General features: G+C 55.9%; 14 protein-coding genes. 2 read left to right on the top strand and 12 right to left on the bottom strand.

Annotated features, from left to right (window positions below; translation table 11 throughout):
• Positions 1 to 37: 37 nt before the first annotated feature.
• Both ybaL and C813_RS40365 read right to left on the bottom strand, forming a co-directional pair.
• Positions 38 to 1,714, bottom strand: a complete 1,677-nt coding sequence (ybaL, locus tag C813_RS40370) for a YbaL family putative K(+) efflux transporter (protein WP_017455685.1) — start codon at positions 1,712 to 1,714, stop codon at positions 38 to 40.
• Positions 1,715 to 1,943: 229 nt separating this feature from the next.
• Positions 1,944 to 3,143 (bottom strand): MFS transporter, encoded by a 1,200-nt coding sequence (locus C813_RS40365; RefSeq protein ID WP_017455686.1) that lies wholly within the window; start codon positions 3,141 to 3,143, stop codon positions 1,944 to 1,946.
• Between the two features lie 215 nt (positions 3,144 to 3,358).
• Here C813_RS40365 and ushA point away from each other — a divergent pair, with 215 nt between their 5' ends.
• Complete coding sequence (ushA, locus tag C813_RS40360; protein ID WP_407656255.1) at positions 3,359 to 4,966, top strand: bifunctional UDP-sugar hydrolase/5'-nucleotidase UshA; 1,608 nt, start codon at positions 3,359 to 3,361, stop codon at positions 4,964 to 4,966.
• Positions 4,967 to 4,981: 15 nt separating this feature from the next.
• On the opposite strand, the gene ybaK is transcribed toward ushA, so the two are convergent.
• The 4 genes from ybaK to C813_RS40340 form a co-directional block, all read right to left on the bottom strand.
• Positions 4,982 to 5,461, bottom strand: coding sequence for a Cys-tRNA(Pro)/Cys-tRNA(Cys) deacylase YbaK (gene ybaK / locus C813_RS40355; protein ID WP_017455688.1), 480 nt, complete (start codon positions 5,459 to 5,461; stop codon positions 4,982 to 4,984).
• Positions 5,462 to 5,540: 79 nt separating this feature from the next.
• Positions 5,541 to 6,350, bottom strand: coding sequence for a TraB/GumN family protein (locus C813_RS40350; protein WP_017455689.1), 810 nt, complete (start codon positions 6,348 to 6,350; stop codon positions 5,541 to 5,543).
• An 85-nt stretch (positions 6,351 to 6,435) separates the two neighbouring features.
• A complete protein-coding gene (gene copA, locus C813_RS40345; protein ID WP_017455690.1) occupies positions 6,436 to 8,934 on the bottom strand; it encodes a copper-exporting P-type ATPase CopA in 2,499 nt (832 codons plus the stop codon).
• Between the two features lie 163 nt (positions 8,935 to 9,097).
• Complete coding sequence (locus C813_RS40340) at positions 9,098 to 9,394, bottom strand: TM2 domain-containing protein (protein WP_017455691.1); 297 nt, start codon at positions 9,392 to 9,394, stop codon at positions 9,098 to 9,100.
• A gap of 171 nt (positions 9,395 to 9,565) precedes the next feature.
• On the opposite strand from C813_RS40340, the gene cueR reads away from it, so the two are divergent.
• Positions 9,566 to 9,973, top strand: coding sequence for a Cu(I)-responsive transcriptional regulator (cueR, locus tag C813_RS40335; protein ID WP_017455692.1), 408 nt, complete (start codon positions 9,566 to 9,568; stop codon positions 9,971 to 9,973).
• Here cueR and C813_RS40330 read toward each other — a convergent pair.
• From C813_RS40330 to C813_RS40305, 6 genes are all read right to left on the bottom strand, one after another.
• The gene (locus C813_RS40330; protein ID WP_025263709.1) at positions 9,930 to 10,667 is read right to left on the bottom strand and encodes a DUF3142 domain-containing protein; all 738 of its coding nucleotides are present in this window, start codon (positions 10,665 to 10,667) and stop codon (positions 9,930 to 9,932) included. The two genes, cueR and C813_RS40330, sit on opposite strands and share 44 nt — an antisense overlap.
• Positions 10,637 to 12,829 carry a hypothetical protein gene (locus C813_RS40325; RefSeq protein WP_017455694.1) on the bottom strand — a complete coding sequence of 731 codons (2,193 nt, stop codon included), beginning with the start codon at positions 12,827 to 12,829 and terminating at the stop codon, positions 10,637 to 10,639. The genes C813_RS40330 and C813_RS40325 overlap by 31 nt, the downstream gene beginning before the upstream one ends.
• A gap of 22 nt (positions 12,830 to 12,851) precedes the next feature.
• Positions 12,852 to 13,313: an NfeD family protein gene (locus C813_RS40320; RefSeq protein WP_017455695.1), complete on the bottom strand. Its 462-nt coding sequence runs from the start codon at positions 13,311 to 13,313 to the stop codon at positions 12,852 to 12,854.
• Positions 13,310 to 14,224 carry an SPFH domain-containing protein gene (locus C813_RS40315; protein ID WP_017455696.1) on the bottom strand — a complete coding sequence of 305 codons (915 nt, stop codon included), beginning with the start codon at positions 14,222 to 14,224 and terminating at the stop codon, positions 13,310 to 13,312. The genes C813_RS40320 and C813_RS40315 overlap by 4 nt, the downstream gene beginning before the upstream one ends.
• Before the next feature lie 84 nt (positions 14,225 to 14,308).
• Positions 14,309 to 15,163, bottom strand: coding sequence for a co-chaperone YbbN (locus tag C813_RS40310; protein WP_017455697.1), 855 nt, complete (start codon positions 15,161 to 15,163; stop codon positions 14,309 to 14,311).
• A gap of 61 nt (positions 15,164 to 15,224) precedes the next feature.
• On the bottom strand, positions 15,225 to 15,995 hold the full coding sequence (locus C813_RS40305; protein WP_017455698.1) for an SDR family oxidoreductase: 771 nt from the start codon (positions 15,993 to 15,995) through the stop codon (positions 15,225 to 15,227).
• Between the last annotated feature and the right edge of the window lie 12 nt (positions 15,996 to 16,007).

Raw genomic sequence — 16,007 nt, 5'->3', positions numbered from 1 at the left:
CGCTATCAATGCCACCTGCTATGCAGGTGGTTTTTTACTAACCTGTTACGGCTTCTTCGACCGGCGGTTTTTCCAGCAATGTCAGCATAGTGTTGGCGATTTCACGCTCGCCCATAACCACCTGGTTCGCGCCACGTTCGGTGATGTAATCCACTTCATCGTCGTAGTGCGCGCGGGCGATAATTTCAATATTCGGGCACTTTTCACGCGCGGTGGCGACAATCTCCCCGGCTTCGTAACCGTTCGGAATAGTGAGTAACAACCAGCGGGCGCAATCGAGATGTGCCAGGTTCATGATCTCTTCGTTCGCCGCATTGCCCAGCACCACACGTATACCGCGCTCACGCAGTTCATCCACGCGAGTACGTGACGTTTCAATCACCACCAGCGGAATGCCCTGCGCCATCAGTTTTTCACCCAGCAGGCTGCCAACGCGGCCAAAACCTACCAGCAGCGCGTGGTTACAGATATCCACCGGGATCTGTTTCTCTTCTTCGATGGCCTCTTCCAGTGTTTGCTCTTCCAGCGTCTCGGTTTTATCGAGGTATTTTTCCAGCAGGGTAAACAGCACCGGGTTGAGCATAATCGACAGAATCGCGCCCGCCAGCACCAGATTTTGCCCGGCCTGCGGCAGCAGGTTCAGCGACATACCGAGGCCCGCAAGAATAAAGGCGAACTCACCGATCTGCGCAAGGCTTGCGGCAATGGTCAGCGCGGTGCGCGGCGAGTGGCCAAACATGCGCACCAGCAGGAATGCGGCAACGGATTTACCAAAGATGATGATCGCCAGCGTAGCGAGCACCGCCAGCGGTTGCTCGATGAGCACCAGCGGATCAAACAGCATACCGACGGAGACAAAGAACAGTACCGCAAACGCGTCGCGTAGCGGCAGCGTATCGTGCGCTGCACGGTGGCTCAGTTCGGATTCGTTCAGCACCATCCCGGCAAAGAACGCGCCCAGCGCGAACGAAACATCAAACAGCTCGACTGCACCGAAGGCGATACCGAGCGCCAGCGCCAGCACGGAGAGCGTAAACAGCTCGCGTGAGCCGGTCGCCGCGCTGCGCGCCATGATCCACGGCACCAGACGGCGGCCAACCAGCATCATGATGGCGATAAAGGCCACCACTTTACCGATGGTGATGCCCATATCCACCGCCAGCGATGCCAGCCCGACATTGCCTTTTTCCACCATTCCGGCGACGGCAGGCAGCAACACCAGCGTTAACACCATCACCAGATCTTCCACAATCAGCCAGCCGATGGCGATTTGCCCACGCTGGCTGTCGATAAGCTGCCGCTCCTCAAGCGCGCGCAGCAGCACCACGGTACTGGCGGTGGAGAGGCAAAGCCCAAAGACGATGCCGGTCATCAGTGACCAATCCAGCATTGCGGAAAGCGCCATACCCAGTAGCGTCGCAACAGCAATCTGCGCGATCGCACCGGGAATGGCGATGGACTTTACCGCCATCAGATCCTTCAAAGAGAAATGCAGCCCAACACCGAACATCAGCAAAATCACGCCCAGCTCCGCAAGCTCAGGTGCGAGTTGGGTATCGGCGACAAAACCCGGTGTAAACGGCCCGGACAATACACCCGCTAACAGGTAGCCCACCAGTGGCGAAATACGCAGTTTATTGGCAAGCATGCCGAGGATAAAAGCGAGCACAAGGCCGCCGACAATGGTGGTGATAAGCGGTGTGGCGTGATGCATTCCGTCTCCTTTCGTTGATGCGTGGATCCCGCGGTTAAAAACCGACAACTGCGTTACAGTTTATGACAATTTTCGCCAGTATGTTTATGAATAATTGTTGAATTATGAAGAAAACAGCAATTTAACTGAAAAAAGATAGTCAGCGGGGTATCCGTAACAGAAATCATGCGCCAGGCGCAGGCAGACAAGAGAAAGCAGCGGCCAAAGTATGACTTTGGCCGTGAGGAAATCAGTGTTGCGGGCGGTTATCAGGCAAGAATATGGTCAGAATCCCGAGTAATGGCAGGAAAGCACATATTTTATAGACCAATTCGATGCTGGTATGATCGGCAACCAGCCCTAACACTGCTGCGCCAAGGCCGCCCATCCCGAAGGCAAAGCCAAAAAACAGCCCGGAAACCATGCCGATACGACCGGGTAACAGCTCCTGCGCATAGACCAGAATGGCTGAAAAGGCGGAGGCGAGTACGAAACCAATAATCACCGTCAAAATCCCGGTCCAGAAGAGCGTGGCGTAGGGCAAAAGCAGGGTAAACGGCGCGACGCCGAGGATAGAGCCCCAAATCACATATTTTCTGCCAATCTTATCGCCCAGTGGCCCGCCAATGACCGTACCTGCAGCGACCGCGAACAGGAAGATAAACAGATGCATCTGGGCGTTTTGCACCGATAAATCAAACTTTTGCATTAAATAAAAGGTGAAATAGCTGCTAATGCTCGCCATATAGAAGTATTTCGAGAAAATCAGGATCAGTAGCACGCAAACCGCCAGTACCACTTTGTTGCGTGGCAGCGGATTGATCACTGAAACGGGTTTTTTACCTTTATTGACGCGATGCTGAGCGGCGTACCAGCGGCTTACCTGCATCAGCACAATAATTGCCAGCAGGGCAGCCAGCACAAACCAGGCAACATTGCCTTTGCCGTAAGGCGCAATGATCACCGCCGCCAGCAATGGCCCAAGCGAGGCACCAAAGTTGCCGCCGACCTGAAAGATGGATTGCGCCAGTCCGTGACGTCCGCCGGACGCCATACGCGCCACGCGCGACGATTCCGGGTGGAAAACCGATGACCCCGTTCCTACCAGCGCGGCAGCAATCAGCACGGTGGTAAAACTCCCCGCCAGTGCCAGCAGCACCAGACCGCTTAAGGTGAAACACATACCGATGGGCAGGGACCACGGCATCGGGTGTTTATCGGTTAAATAACCAACCACCGGCTGGAGCAGCGAGGAGGCGACCTGGAAGGTCAGCGTGATAAAGCCAATCTGCACAAACGACAGGGAAAAATCGGCCTGCAGTAGCGGGTAAATCGCCAGCAGCAGGGACTGAATCATATCGTTAAGCAGATGCGAGAGGCTGATAGCGCCAAGGATACCGAACGAGGTGTGCGCAGCAGGTGATGTCTGCGACGTTTCACTGATTGCCATAAATACCACGTATGTTGTCAGAAGCGGTTAAGGATAAAGCACGGTAATGATTCTCTGATTACCATACCTTTGCTGAAAGTTTGAAGGAAGTTGCGATTCTGAATACATATTTGTCTATTATTTGCAGGCGCTGTAATTTCTCAGTTTATCAATGGGTCAGGGAGGGAAGCATGAGATTGTTAAAGAAGAGCATTACGCTGGGGCTGCTGGCGGCGATGGGCGTTGCCAGCTGGCAGGTACAGGCTTACGAGCAGGATAAGACCTATAACATAACCATCCTGCATACCAACGATCACCACGGTCATTTCTGGCGCAGTGATTACGGCGAGTATGGTTTATCGGCGCAGAAAACGCTGGTTGATGGCATTCGCAAAGAGGTAGCGGCCGAAGGCGGCAGTGTGCTGCTGCTTTCCGGCGGCGATATCAACACCGGGGTACCGGAATCGGATTTACAGGACGCTGAACCCGATTTTCGTGGCATGAACCTGATTGGCTACGATGCGATGGCCGTGGGCAACCATGAGTTCGACAACCCGCTTAGCGTACTGCGCCAGCAGGAAAAATGGGCCAAGTTCCCGTTCCTTTCCGCCAACATTTACCAGAAAAGTACCGGCGAGCGCCTGTTTAAGCCGTGGATGATGTTTAATCGTCAAGGGCTGAAAATTGCCGTTATTGGGTTAACCACCGACGACACGGCGAAAATCGGCAACCCGGAATTTTTCACCGATATCGAATTCCGCAAACCGGCCGACGAAGCGAAGCTGGTGATTTCTGAGCTGAATCAAAACGAAAAACCGGATGTTATTCTGGCGACAACGCACATGGGCCATTACGACAACGGCGAGCACGGCTCGAATGCGCCGGGCGATGTCGAGATGGCGCGCAGCCTGCCAAAAGGCGCGCTGGCAATGATTGTGGGTGGTCACTCACAAGATCCGGTCTGCATGGCATCTGAAAATAAAAAACAGGTCGATTACGTTCCTGGAACTCCGTGTGCGCCGGATCAGCAAAACGGCATCTGGATTGTGCAGGCGCATGAGTGGGGCAAATATGTCGGCCGCGCGGATTTCCAGTTCCGTAATGGCGAGATGAAACTGGTACGTTACCAGTTGATTCCGGTCAACCTGAAGAAGAAAGTCACCTATGACAACGGCAAAAGTGAGCGCGTACTTTACACGCCGGAAATTGCCGAAAACCCGCAGATGCTCTCCCTGTTAACGCCGTTCCAGAACAAAGGCAAAGCGCAGTTAGAGGTGAAAATCGGTAACGCGAATGGTCATCTGGAAGGCGATCGCAGCAAAGTACGCTTTGTGCAGACCAACCTCGCACATGTGATCCTCGCCGCGCAAATGGCGCGTACCGGCGCGGATCTGGCGGTGATGAGTGGCGGCGGTGTGCGTGACTCTATCGAGGCGGGTGACATCACTTACAAAGACGTGCTGAAAGTGCAACCGTTCGGCAATACGGTGGTGTATGTGAATCTGACCGGTAAAGAGCTAACGGATTACCTCACCGCGGTGGCGCAGATGAAGCCGGATTCCGGCGCGTATCCGCAGTTTGCCAACGTCAGTTTTGTGGCAAAAGGCGGCAAGCTAAATGATCTGAAAATCAAAGGGGAACCGGTCGATCCGGCGAAAAGCTACCGTCTGGCAACGCTCAGTTTTAACGCCACCGGCGGGGATGGCTATCCGCGTCTGGATGATAAAGCAGGCTATGTGAATACCGGTTTTATTGACGCTGAAGTGCTGAAAGAGTACATCCAGAAAAACTCACCGCTGGATGTGAATGCTTACGAACCTAAAGGGGAGGTGAGCTGGCAGTAACCAGCTCCTCATCCGTCAATCGCGGCGGGCGATATCGGCAAATTTCGCATCCAGCATTTTTGCCAGATCGCTCGCCGCCAGTTCAATATCCAGCCCGCGTTTACCGCCGGAAACATAAATGGAAGCGAAGCCTTGCGCGGGGGCATCAATTAGCGTCGGCAGACGTTTTTTCTGCCCCAACGGGCTGATGCCGCCCACCAGATAGCCTGTAGTGCGCTGGGCGACCAGCGGATCGGCCATATCGACTTTTTTCGCGCCAAGCGCTTTGGCGACTTTTTTCAGATCTAACTGCCCGGCAACCGGCGTTACCGCAACGGCAAGATGTTTCATATCGCCGTTGATCGCCACCAGCAGCGTTTTATAGACCTGGTCGGCGTTCAGCCCCAGCTTGCGCACCACTTCATCACCAAAGTTGGTTTCATTGGGATCGTGATCGTAAGTGTGCACCTGAAAGGGAACCTTGTTTTTTTCGAGCAACTTCACGGCGGGTGTCATAATAATCCTTCTTACCACGGTCATCTCACGGCGCTTAGCATACGCCTGGTCGCGTGCGCGAAAATAGTACCATCTTGCGCTATTGTGCCGCTCTTTCGCGCAGCAGCGCCGGTAAATTCCCTTCGCCATACAGATGCAAGGCGCCTGCTGCCACTACATAATTCCCTGGCGGCAGCGCAAATAAACGCTCGCACCACGCCTGGTTGCGCTGGTGCATCAACACATCATGCAGCGGCTGGCTGAAGGTGGACGGCAGCGTCAGTTCATCTTCTGCGGGCGGATTTTCCAGCCACCAGCTCATCATCACCTGTAATAAACGTGCATTTTCATGCCAGTGGGTCAGGGTATCCTGCAACAGTTCATTTCCTTCGTCCGGCAACTTGCGCAGGATATCCAGCTGGCTGCTGGTACCTTCCAGTTCCATCACTTTCACCTGATATTGCTGCGCCGCCTGCAACAACTGGTAGTCGATGCCGTATTCCGGGCGTAGCCCCAGCCGCTGTGCCTGCGTGGCCTGCAACACCAGCGCGATATGCCAGGCGGGCCGCGGGTCGAATTCATCTCTGTGAAGCGACAGGGTTTGCAGCTTGTTATCGAGCTGGGCAAGAAGTTCCGGGGGAAGGCGCTGTTCAAGCGGTTCGGCCGCTGGCAGATTGTCGAAGGGTGAATCCGACCCGGCGATATCCGCTTCCACGATAAGCGCGTCGGCATCGCGCAGTTTTTGCAGCAGTTGTGCCGGGAGCGGCGACATGCCGTAGGTGCCCATGTGAATACTGCCCACCAGATGCAGATGGCGACCGCCGGGCAAATCCACATCCAGTGCTGGCCACCGGTAATGCGGCACACGAAGCGCAAGAAAAAAGGTTTTTAATCGTTGAAACAGGCTCATACGCGCTTCCTGAGTGAAAAATCTCATGCTAGCGCGCACGACCAGAAGGTGCAAACCCCGCCGGAGAAGCAGCGGGGTTTGGCATTTACTTGTGAGGCTTAAAGCGCAGTAATCGGTTGGCGTTGCTGACCACGGTAATGGACGAGAGCGCCATTGCCGCTCCTGCGACCACTGGGTTGAGCAATGTACCGGTCAGCGGCCAGAGAATGCCTGCGGCAATCGGAATACCCAGCGAATTGTAGACAAACGCGCCGAGCAGGTTCTGTTTCATGTTACGCAGTGTCGCTTTCGAAATCGCCAGTGCATCGGCCACACCCAGCAGACTGTGGCGCATCAGCGTGATAGCCGCGGTTTCAATTGCCACATCGCTGCCACCGCCCATCGCGATACCCACATCCGCCTGCGCCAGCGCGGGGGCGTCGTTAATCCCGTCCCCGACCATCGCCACCTGGCGGCCTTGCTGTTGCAGATTTTTGATCGCCTCGGCTTTGCCGTCTGGCAGTACGCCGGCGATCACCTCATCAATACCGGCCTCTCTGGCGATGGCGTTGGCGGTGGTGGGGTTATCACCGGTCAGCATCACCAGGCGGTAGCCTTCGCGGTGCAGACGTTGCAGCGCATCGATGCTGTCTTCACGTAGCGGATCGCGGATTGCCAGCAGCGCCACAGCTTGCCCGTCGACCGCCAGCAGTACCGGCGTGGCGCCCAGACTAGCCTGAGCGTTAAGCTCTTCGTCAAGCGCGCGGGTATCCACGTTTTGTTCAGCCAGCAGCGCCTGGTTGCCAAGCAGCACACTGTGCCCGTCAACCTCACCGCTCACGCCCAGCCCGCGCAGTGTGCGGAACTGACTGACCACCGGCAGCGTTTCCGCGCCTGCTTTTTCAATAATCGCTCGCGCCAGCGGATGGCTGGAACCTTGCTCCAGTGCCGCCGCCAGACGCAGTGCCGTCGCCTCGTCGAAATCCAGCGTTTTCACACTCACCACTTCAGGTTTACCGCGCGTCAGGGTGCCGGTTTTATCAAACACGATGGTATCGAGCGTGCTGGCGCGTTGCAGCGCATCGGCATCGCGAACCAGCACGCCAAACTCCGCCGCGCGACCGACGCCGGAGATAATCGACATCGGCGTTGCCAGCCCCAGAGCACAAGGGCAGGCGATGATCAGCACCGTGGTGGCGATAACCAGCGTATAGACAATTTGCGGCGCAGGGCCGAAGACGTACCAGATAGCGCCGCTGAACAAGGCGATAGCGACCACCACCGGCACAAACACGGCAGAAATACGATCGGCAAGCTGGCCGATCTCCGGCTTACTGCTTTGTGCCTGACGCACCATGCGAATAATGCGTGACAGCGTGGTGTGGCTGCCGACGGCGCTGGCGGTAAACAGCACGCTGCCGTCCTGTACTACTGTCCCGGCATGAATGCTCTCACCGGTGCTTTTTTCCTGTGGCACCGGTTCGCCGGTAAGCATGGCTTCATCAAACCAGGCTTCGCCCTGGCTGATTTCACCGTCAACCGGCACGCGATCGCCGGTTGTCAGGCGCAGCGTCATACCTGGCTGAACGTCCGCCAGCTGTACATTTTTCTCGCCGTCAGCGGTGACCACGCGTGCGGTGGGCGGGGTTAAATCTAATAACCGCTCAAGCGCTTTAGACGAGCGCTGGCGCGCGCGGGCTTCCAGCATGTGGCCGAGGTTAATCAAACCGATGATCATCGCGCTGGCTTCGTAATAAAGATGCCGGGCTTCCATCGGGAACCACTGTGGCCAGATATTGACGCTCATGGAGTAGAGCCAGGCCGCGCCTGTCCCCAGCGCCACCAGCGTATCCATGGTCGCCGTACCGTTACGCAGACTTTTCCAGGCGCTGGTATAAAAATGGCCACCCGCTACGATCATGACCGCTAGCGTGACAACACCGAGCACGAGCCACAGCGTGCGGTTGGCGTCGGTGACCATCATGTTATCGCCGAGCATGCCCCACACCATGATCGGCACGCCAACCAGCAGCGCGACAATCGCCTGCCAGCGGAAGCGTTTCATGGTGGCGAGCGCGGTTTCCTGCTGGCGCTCGCGGCGTTTGATGTCATCTTCAATGGCTTCAGCGCCGTAGCCTGCGTTCTCTACGGCGCTGACTAATTCAGCGGCGGGGGCACTGCCCATAACCAGCGCGGTGCGCTCCGCCAGATTGACCCGTGCCTGCGTAACGCCCGGTACGGCCTGTAAGGCCTTTTGCACCCGGGAGACACAACTGGCGCAGCTCATGCCGTTGATCAACAGTTGTTGGCTGTCATCAAGCTCGCTGGCTGCCGGAAGCTCAGGTATGGCCGCTGTCAGTGCTTCCGACGGGAGTGATGACTCTGCCAGCGGTTTAGCCTTTGGGTGGCTTAAGCTTGCACCGTATCCGGCTTCTTTGATGGTTTCGATCAACGCGTCAGCGCTGGCGCTGCCGGTGACTTCCGCGCGTTCAATGGTGACTTCAGCCTGTTCAACATCCGGGCGTTTTTCCAGGCTCTCTTTGACGCGTTTTACGCAATGGCCGCAGGAGAGGCCATCCAGGTCTAGCGCTATGGTATGAGACATACTTAATCTCCTTGGTTGTGGTGCTTTAATAGTGACTGTGTAGAAGCTTAAACCTTCCATCAAGGGGAAGGTCAAGGTTTATCATCACAAAGAAGCGACAGTGATTCCATAAACAACAAACCCCGCACGGGGCGGGGTTTGCTTATTACCGGCGGGGTAAAACTCAACCGTATTTACGGGCAAATTCCTGATCGGAGTTGCACAGATAAATAATAAATTCGATGAAAGAGATGATCGCCGGAATAAAGGTCCAGCAAAACAGAAGATAAAGGATCCCCTGCCATGGTTTCCCTAAATAAAATTTATGCGCGCCAAATCCACCTAAAAAGAAGGCGAACAGCGCAGCAGAAATTCGGCTTTTCTTCCCGGCGGTGTTTTGAGGCGCGCCGCACTGCGGGCAAGCCACCGCTTCTTTATGTATTTGCTTTCCGCAACCACGGCAAAACGCCATATCACTCATAACCACTCCTGTGTGTAAATCATTTATCATTCTTAGAAACATCCGGCCACATGTTATAGCGAAGCGGCAAGGTGGGTAAATAAAAAACCATTAACAATATGGATATATTTGTTTTATTACATAGCAGCCATTTATAGTGATTAACTCAGGTTCTGGCAGTAAGGGGTAAACGTGAATATCAGCGATGTGGCAAAAAGAACCGGTTTAACCAGCAAAGCGATTCGTTTCTATGAAGAGAAAGGGCTGGTGACACCGCCGCTGCGCAGCGAAAACGGCTACCGCAGCTACAACCAACAACACCTCAATGAGCTGACGTTGCTGCGCCAGGCGCGGCAGGTGGGGTTTAATCTTGAAGAGTGCGGCGAGCTGGTGAATCTATTTAATAACCCGGCCCGGCATAGCGCAGATGTCAAAGCGCGCACGTTGCAGAAAGTGGCCGAGATCGAGCGGCATATCGGCGAACTGCAACAGATGCGTGTGCAACTGCTGGCTCTGGCGGATTCCTGCCCCGGCGACGACAGCGCCGATTGCCCGATTATTGATAACCTTTCGGGCTGCTGCCACCACGCGAAGGGTTGAGCATAAATGTTACCGTGCCGCGATACCACGGGGAGGCGGCGAGTTGCTGCTCTTCGCTAATATCACGCACGCCGTTCTGCACCAGCCCCAGTTTAAACGGGATGCGCAACGCTAGAAGTGCGGGCAGGTAGGCGGTGTAATTCGCTACGGTGCTGCGTCCCTGATAGCTCTGCACCACCAGTTCATCCACCGGCAGCGCGTTAAGGGTTTGCACACTGCCGGTTTTCGCCCAGTCCAGCAATCCGGTGACGCCCAGCGCGTAGTCTGCTGGCAGCGTCTGGCGTAGACGGTGCAAAAACAGCGCGTAATCGCCAAGGCGGTGGGTGGCGGCATCGAAATCCACCTGCAACCCGACAACATGGTTTCCCGCCGCTTGCCAGCGAGCTAACAGCCGGGTGAGACGTAACAACAGCGCATCCGACACGTCCAGCGTGGTAAAACGTACCGTGAGCCAGATGCGCGGAAACATAAGCTGGTTGACCGGTAACCCTTTACGCTCAAACACAGTTTGACCGGCAATGGTGACGACATCGCCCTGATGCAGGTAGACAATATCGGCATCACGCAGCGTTTGCGTGGGTCGCACGCCAGACCATAACCAGTACGCTGCCTTCTCCTGAGCGGATAACGCCGCAGGGAAAAGCAGCGCACCTGCCAACGCCATTACCAGTAATATTTGAGCTCTTTGGCCCATACGCTTCCCGGATAACGGCTTTTCAGTTGCTGGAACCATGCTTTACGCACGGATTTATCGACGTCTTCGCCGCCGCAATCGTTATAGCCGGAGGGGGCATAACACATTACGGCGCGATACAGCGCGTAACTCTTATCTTCCGGCTCGGCTTTCGCGTCGTTAATAACCTGCTGATACCAGGCCAGACGGTGCGCGACGCCGGGCGCAGCATTAAGTTTTGTTGCGTCGTCCAGCGCGTCGTTACCCCACTGGTCGGTTTCCCGGTTAACGCGGGTTTGGGTGATGCGGAAAAACTCGCCCAGGCAGTTCAGCGCATGGCCATCCTGCGCTTTCTGGCTCAGAGTGGTGACCGTTTTTTCCAGCGCAGCGCAGAAATAAACGCTCTCTTTGTCGGTGCCTTTCCAGCCAAATGCGCTCAGGTTGACGTCATCAAACGCTTCGCCCGTGACCGGCGGTGCGATCGCGGCGATCAGTTTTTTGTCTTGTAACCAGTCGGCGTAATGCCCTTCGGTTAAATCGCGCGTCAGCAGCGTGTGCACTGCAATGGTGCGCTCTTCATTATTCGGACCGTTGCTGGCCTGCTGGCGCAGTAACTCGCGTGGCGCTTTGGTTTTCAGCACTAAGGAACGGTAACGCAGATTCGTGACCTTGCTGTCAGGCGTAAAAATCTGCGCCAGCGCGTCGCTTTCCACCAGCGTTGCCGCCAGTTTGGCCTGCAGCAACTGCTGCTGTTCGACATCTTTACTCAGATCCAAAAGATGTAGCCAGTGCGCTTTGGCCTCCGGAAACTGCTTTTGCGCCATCAGCGCTTCGCCGTACAGCACTTGCTCGCTAAAGGCGAGGATATTGCGCGGCGGCAGCGTTTGCGCCGGGATGATAGCGCTGCGCACGGTGGCGTAATCCTGTTTGCTGAAAGCCAGCTTCAGACGCAGGTAATTCCACAGTTCACTGTGTTTATTTTTGTCGAAATCGGCTTTGATACTGTCGAGCCAGGCTTGATCGATACAGGGATGCTTTTCATCGCATTGGTTATCGCGCAGGCGGCGCAGTGTCAGGATAAAGGTCATCAGCGAGGCATCCGGCGTGCTGATAAAATCATCACCGCCCCATTCGAGAAGTTTGTTGTCGCTTTCATTCACCAGCGCAATTAACGCATCACCACTGGCCGTCTGTGACAACGCCTGCTCAAAGAGCGTCGCCAGCGCGTTCCAGTCCTGCAAATACCAGTTGATGCGGCGCAACATCCCCTGCGCCGATTCTGCGTAGCGACCCTGCGGCCAGCTTTTCAGGTAATGAAGCGCTGCATCCCGCGCTTTCTGCGCCTGGGCTTTGTCCACTTTTGTAACGTCAAAATCGCCATATTCACCGTTGGCATTAGCGCTACTGGCGTTGAGCGCGGTGCGCATCAACATATAGCTGGCTGTTTCGGCAAGCCACGGCTGCGGGTTGCTGGCGAGCGAAGTAAAATCCTGCGCTGCAGCCTCATAATCACCGGCATAGAAAGCGTTAGCGCCGTGTAAATAGGTACGGAAACCAAGAGCAACTGAACCTTCCGGGAAGCTAAGCGAATCAATGATGACTTCACCGCGACCGTCCGCCGCCGTCCGCGCTTTCGCCAGCGCCAGGCGCTGTTCCGGCGTCAACGCCGTTTCGTCCAGCAGGGCCGCGAAAAAGCCAGAAAGTGTCTCGTTATTGCGCGATACAAAACGGTTTTCCATCTCATCGGATTCAAACCCTTCGCCAGTTGCTGTCTGCGTCGCGTCACCTTCGGCTATCAGGCGCAACAGCGCCGGAGGAATTTGATCATCAGGTTTGATGCCCAGCGCTTTCATTTGCTGACGCAGGGTGTCATCACTAGATACGGGTTCCGCCGTTGCCGCCGGGGCGGTAGTGTCATCGTGATGAATACCGAAATAGAAGCTTCGGCTGCGCGTGAAATCTTGCGGTACGGGCTGGCGCAGCGGCAAAAATCCTTTTTGCTCATCTACCAGGCGCAGCAGGTTATCGCGGGTATCGGTATCAATGCCCAGTACCGGCGGGCTGGCGATGAAACATCCCGTGCTCCCCCATGTGCAGCTATCGATATCAGACGACGCCAGCGCGGGTGCGCTGGCGGTAAAGGAGAGACACAAGCCAAGCGCGAGGCGACGGCGTTTTATCATTCCCTGAATCCTTGCGTTATTGTTATGCGTTTACGGCTTTGATGCGTAAGGTGATGCCTTCAACGGCCGTTACCTCAACGCGCGTTCCGGCAGCGAGATCGTCGTCGGCACTGACCGGCCATGAACTGTCGCCCACGCGCATATGGCCCCGACCATTCACCAGTGCGTTATCAAGCTGGAAGCGGCGGCCGATGAGCTGTTGCCCACGCAGGTTCAGCGACGCATCGGCGGGTTTTTGCTGTTTGACCCGCCGCGAAAGCCATTGCCACCACAGCCAGGCGGCCAGCATGGTCAGCACGGCGAACAGCACACCTTGCCACTCCCAGCCGAAAGGAATAACCCACGCCAGCAGCCCGGTGACCACCGCCGCGACGCCGCTCCACAACAGATAGCCGTTACCGCCCAGCATTTCCGCAGCCAGCAACAGACCGCCGAGCACCAGCCAGGCGAGGTGTGTATGTTCGAGCAGCAGTGCGGCAATCATTTTTTACGCTCGCCGGCGCTGTCTTTCACCAGTTCAGCGATCCCGGCGATCGAGCCCATCAGGCTGCTGGCATCCAGCGGCATCATGACTACTTTGCTGTTGTTCGCCGAACCAATTTGTTGCAGCGCATCGGTATATTTCTGCGCGACGAAGTAATTCACCGCCTGAATATCCCCGGCGGCAATCGCTTCAGACACCATTTGTGTGGCGCGGGCTTCGGCTTCTGCCGAACGTTCACGAGCTTCCGCCTGCAGGAACGCCGACTGGCGATCGCCTTCCGCTTTCAGGATCTGCGACTGTTTTTCCCCTTCGGCTTTGAGGATCTCCGCCTGGCGGATCCCTTCGGCTTCAAGGATGTAAGCGCGTTTGGTACGTTCCGCTTTCATCTGCGCATTCATTGAGGCGATCAATTCCGCCGGTGGGCGCACATCGCGAATTTCAATACGGGTGACTTTCACGCCCCACGGATTGGTGGCTTCATCCACAATATGCAACAGACGGGTGTTGATGCTGTCACGTTGTGAGAGCATTTCGTCCAGCTCCATTGAGCCGAGCACGGTACGGATATTGGTCATGGTCAGGTTGATTATCGCCAGTTCCAGATTGCTTACCTCATAGGCGGCACGTGGCGCGTCGATGACCTGAATAAAGCACACGGCGTCAATGGTGACATTGGCGTTGTCTTTGGAAATAACTTCCTGGGAGGGGATATCGAGAACCTGTTCCATCATATTGATCTTACGACCAATACGATCCATAAATGGCACCACCAGGCTTAAACCCGGTTGCAGCGTGCGGGTGAAACGACCAAAGCGTTCCACGGTCCACTGGAAGCCTTGCGGGACGATTTTCACACCGGAGATAACCACCACCAGCGCGACGAAGATAAGAACCAGAATGACGATTGGCATCAAAAAAACCTCCTGTTTAATTTGATGCCATCTTAGCCCGAATTAGCGATGAAAACAGCGCGATCGCCAAATTTAGCAGGGAAATTAATAGAGCAGGGAGTAAAGCTGGCGGCGGTATTTCGATGCCAGCGCGTCGCCGGTGCCGAGCGCGGCGAGGATCTCTTGCAGCATTTTGCGTGCTTCACCGTTTGCCGCCGCCAGATCTTTGCGCAGATGGCTAAACAGCAGTTCCAGCGCTTCTTCATTGCGGCCCACCTGGTGCAGTTGCAGCGCCAGTTGTGTAGCCAGCAGCGCATCCTGCGGGTTATCTGCAACTTGCTGTTGCAACTGCTGGATCTCCGGCGTATCTGCGGCTTTTTTCAGCAGTTCGATCTGCGCGATAAGCCCCTGATAACGGGTATCTTGATCCTGTAACGGAACCGCTTTCAGTGCCGCTTCGGCTTCATCCGCGCGGTTCAACACAATCAGCGTTTCCGCCAGCAGCAGAGTGATTTCGCTGTTTTGCGGCGCCAGTTGGCTGGCCTCTTTTAGCAGCGGCAGGGCGTCGATGTGCTTGCCTTCCTGCATTAGTTGCATGGCCTGCTGCGCTTTCAGTTCCTCTTCGCGCGGCAGCACTTTATCCAGCAGCGCGCGAATCGCTTCTTCCGGCTGTGGTCCCTGGAAACCGTCAACCGGCTGGCCATTCTGGAACAGGTAAACAGTAGGAATGGCGCGTAAGCCAAACTGCGATGCCACCATCTGCTCTGCGTCGCAATCGACTTTCGCCAGGATAAATTGCCCGTTGTACTGGGTGGCGAGGTTCTCCAGCACTGGCGTCAGTTGCTGACAGTGCTGGCTGCGTTCGGACCAGAAATAGAACAGCACCGGCGTGGCAACGGATTGCTCAAGCACCTGTTGCAGGTTCATTTCGGTAATATTGACAATATTCTGTGCAGACATACTAAGTTCTCTTTATTTCACTGTTTCGTCATACATGGGGGACAGGCTTCGCGCCTTCAACTCACCCGTGCAAAATTTTATCCATCATACGCGTCGGCAGCAGGCGTTTTAAAAAGGTCACCGCCCATGTCACCAGCGTTACCGGGTAGCGCAATTTCGGGTTGCTGCTCTCAAAAGCATGGCGCACTTTGGCGACGACCGCTTCCGGCCCCAGCGTAAAACGTGCGGCGATGCCGGGGTTTTCCACCGGTTTATCGCTTTGTGTTTGATTCACGTTGTCGGTAAAGCGCGTGCGGATCGGGCCGGGTTCAATCAGGCTCACTTTGATCCCCGTATGGCGTAGCTCCATTCGCAAAGCGTCCGACCAGGCTTCCAGCGCATACTTGCTGGCGGCATAAGCACCGCGCCCTGGCGTTGAGATCAGCCCCATCACCGAGGAGGTCATGACAATGCGCCCCTCGTCGTGCGGCAACATCGCTGGCAGCAGCAGCATGGTGAGCTGGTGGGTGCCAAAAAAGTTACTGGAAAACTGCTGTTCCAGCTGTTCGCGGCTGATGGTATCGAGCGGGCCATAAACACCGTATCCGGCGTTATTGAAGATCCCGTACAGGCGATTGTCGGTCAGTGCTATCACTTCGGCGGCGGCGCGTATCACGCTTTGCGCGTCGTCAAGATCGAGCAAAATGCCGGTAAAGCCTTCGCTTGCCATCCGGGCGACATCGTCCGGTTTACGGCAGGCCGCCAGCACGCGAAAACCCTGACGCTTCAGTTCGCGTGCGCTTTCCAGCCCGATACCGCTGGAACATCCTGTTATTAAGACTGCTTTTTGCATAACTTTACCTGG

This window comes from Kosakonia sacchari SP1, assembly GCF_000300455.3.
In the GTDB taxonomy this organism is placed as follows: domain Bacteria; phylum Pseudomonadota; class Gammaproteobacteria; order Enterobacterales; family Enterobacteriaceae; genus Kosakonia; species Kosakonia sacchari.
The sequence above is the reverse complement of the archived record's forward strand: the minus strand, read 5'-3'. Positions and strand labels throughout refer to the sequence as shown.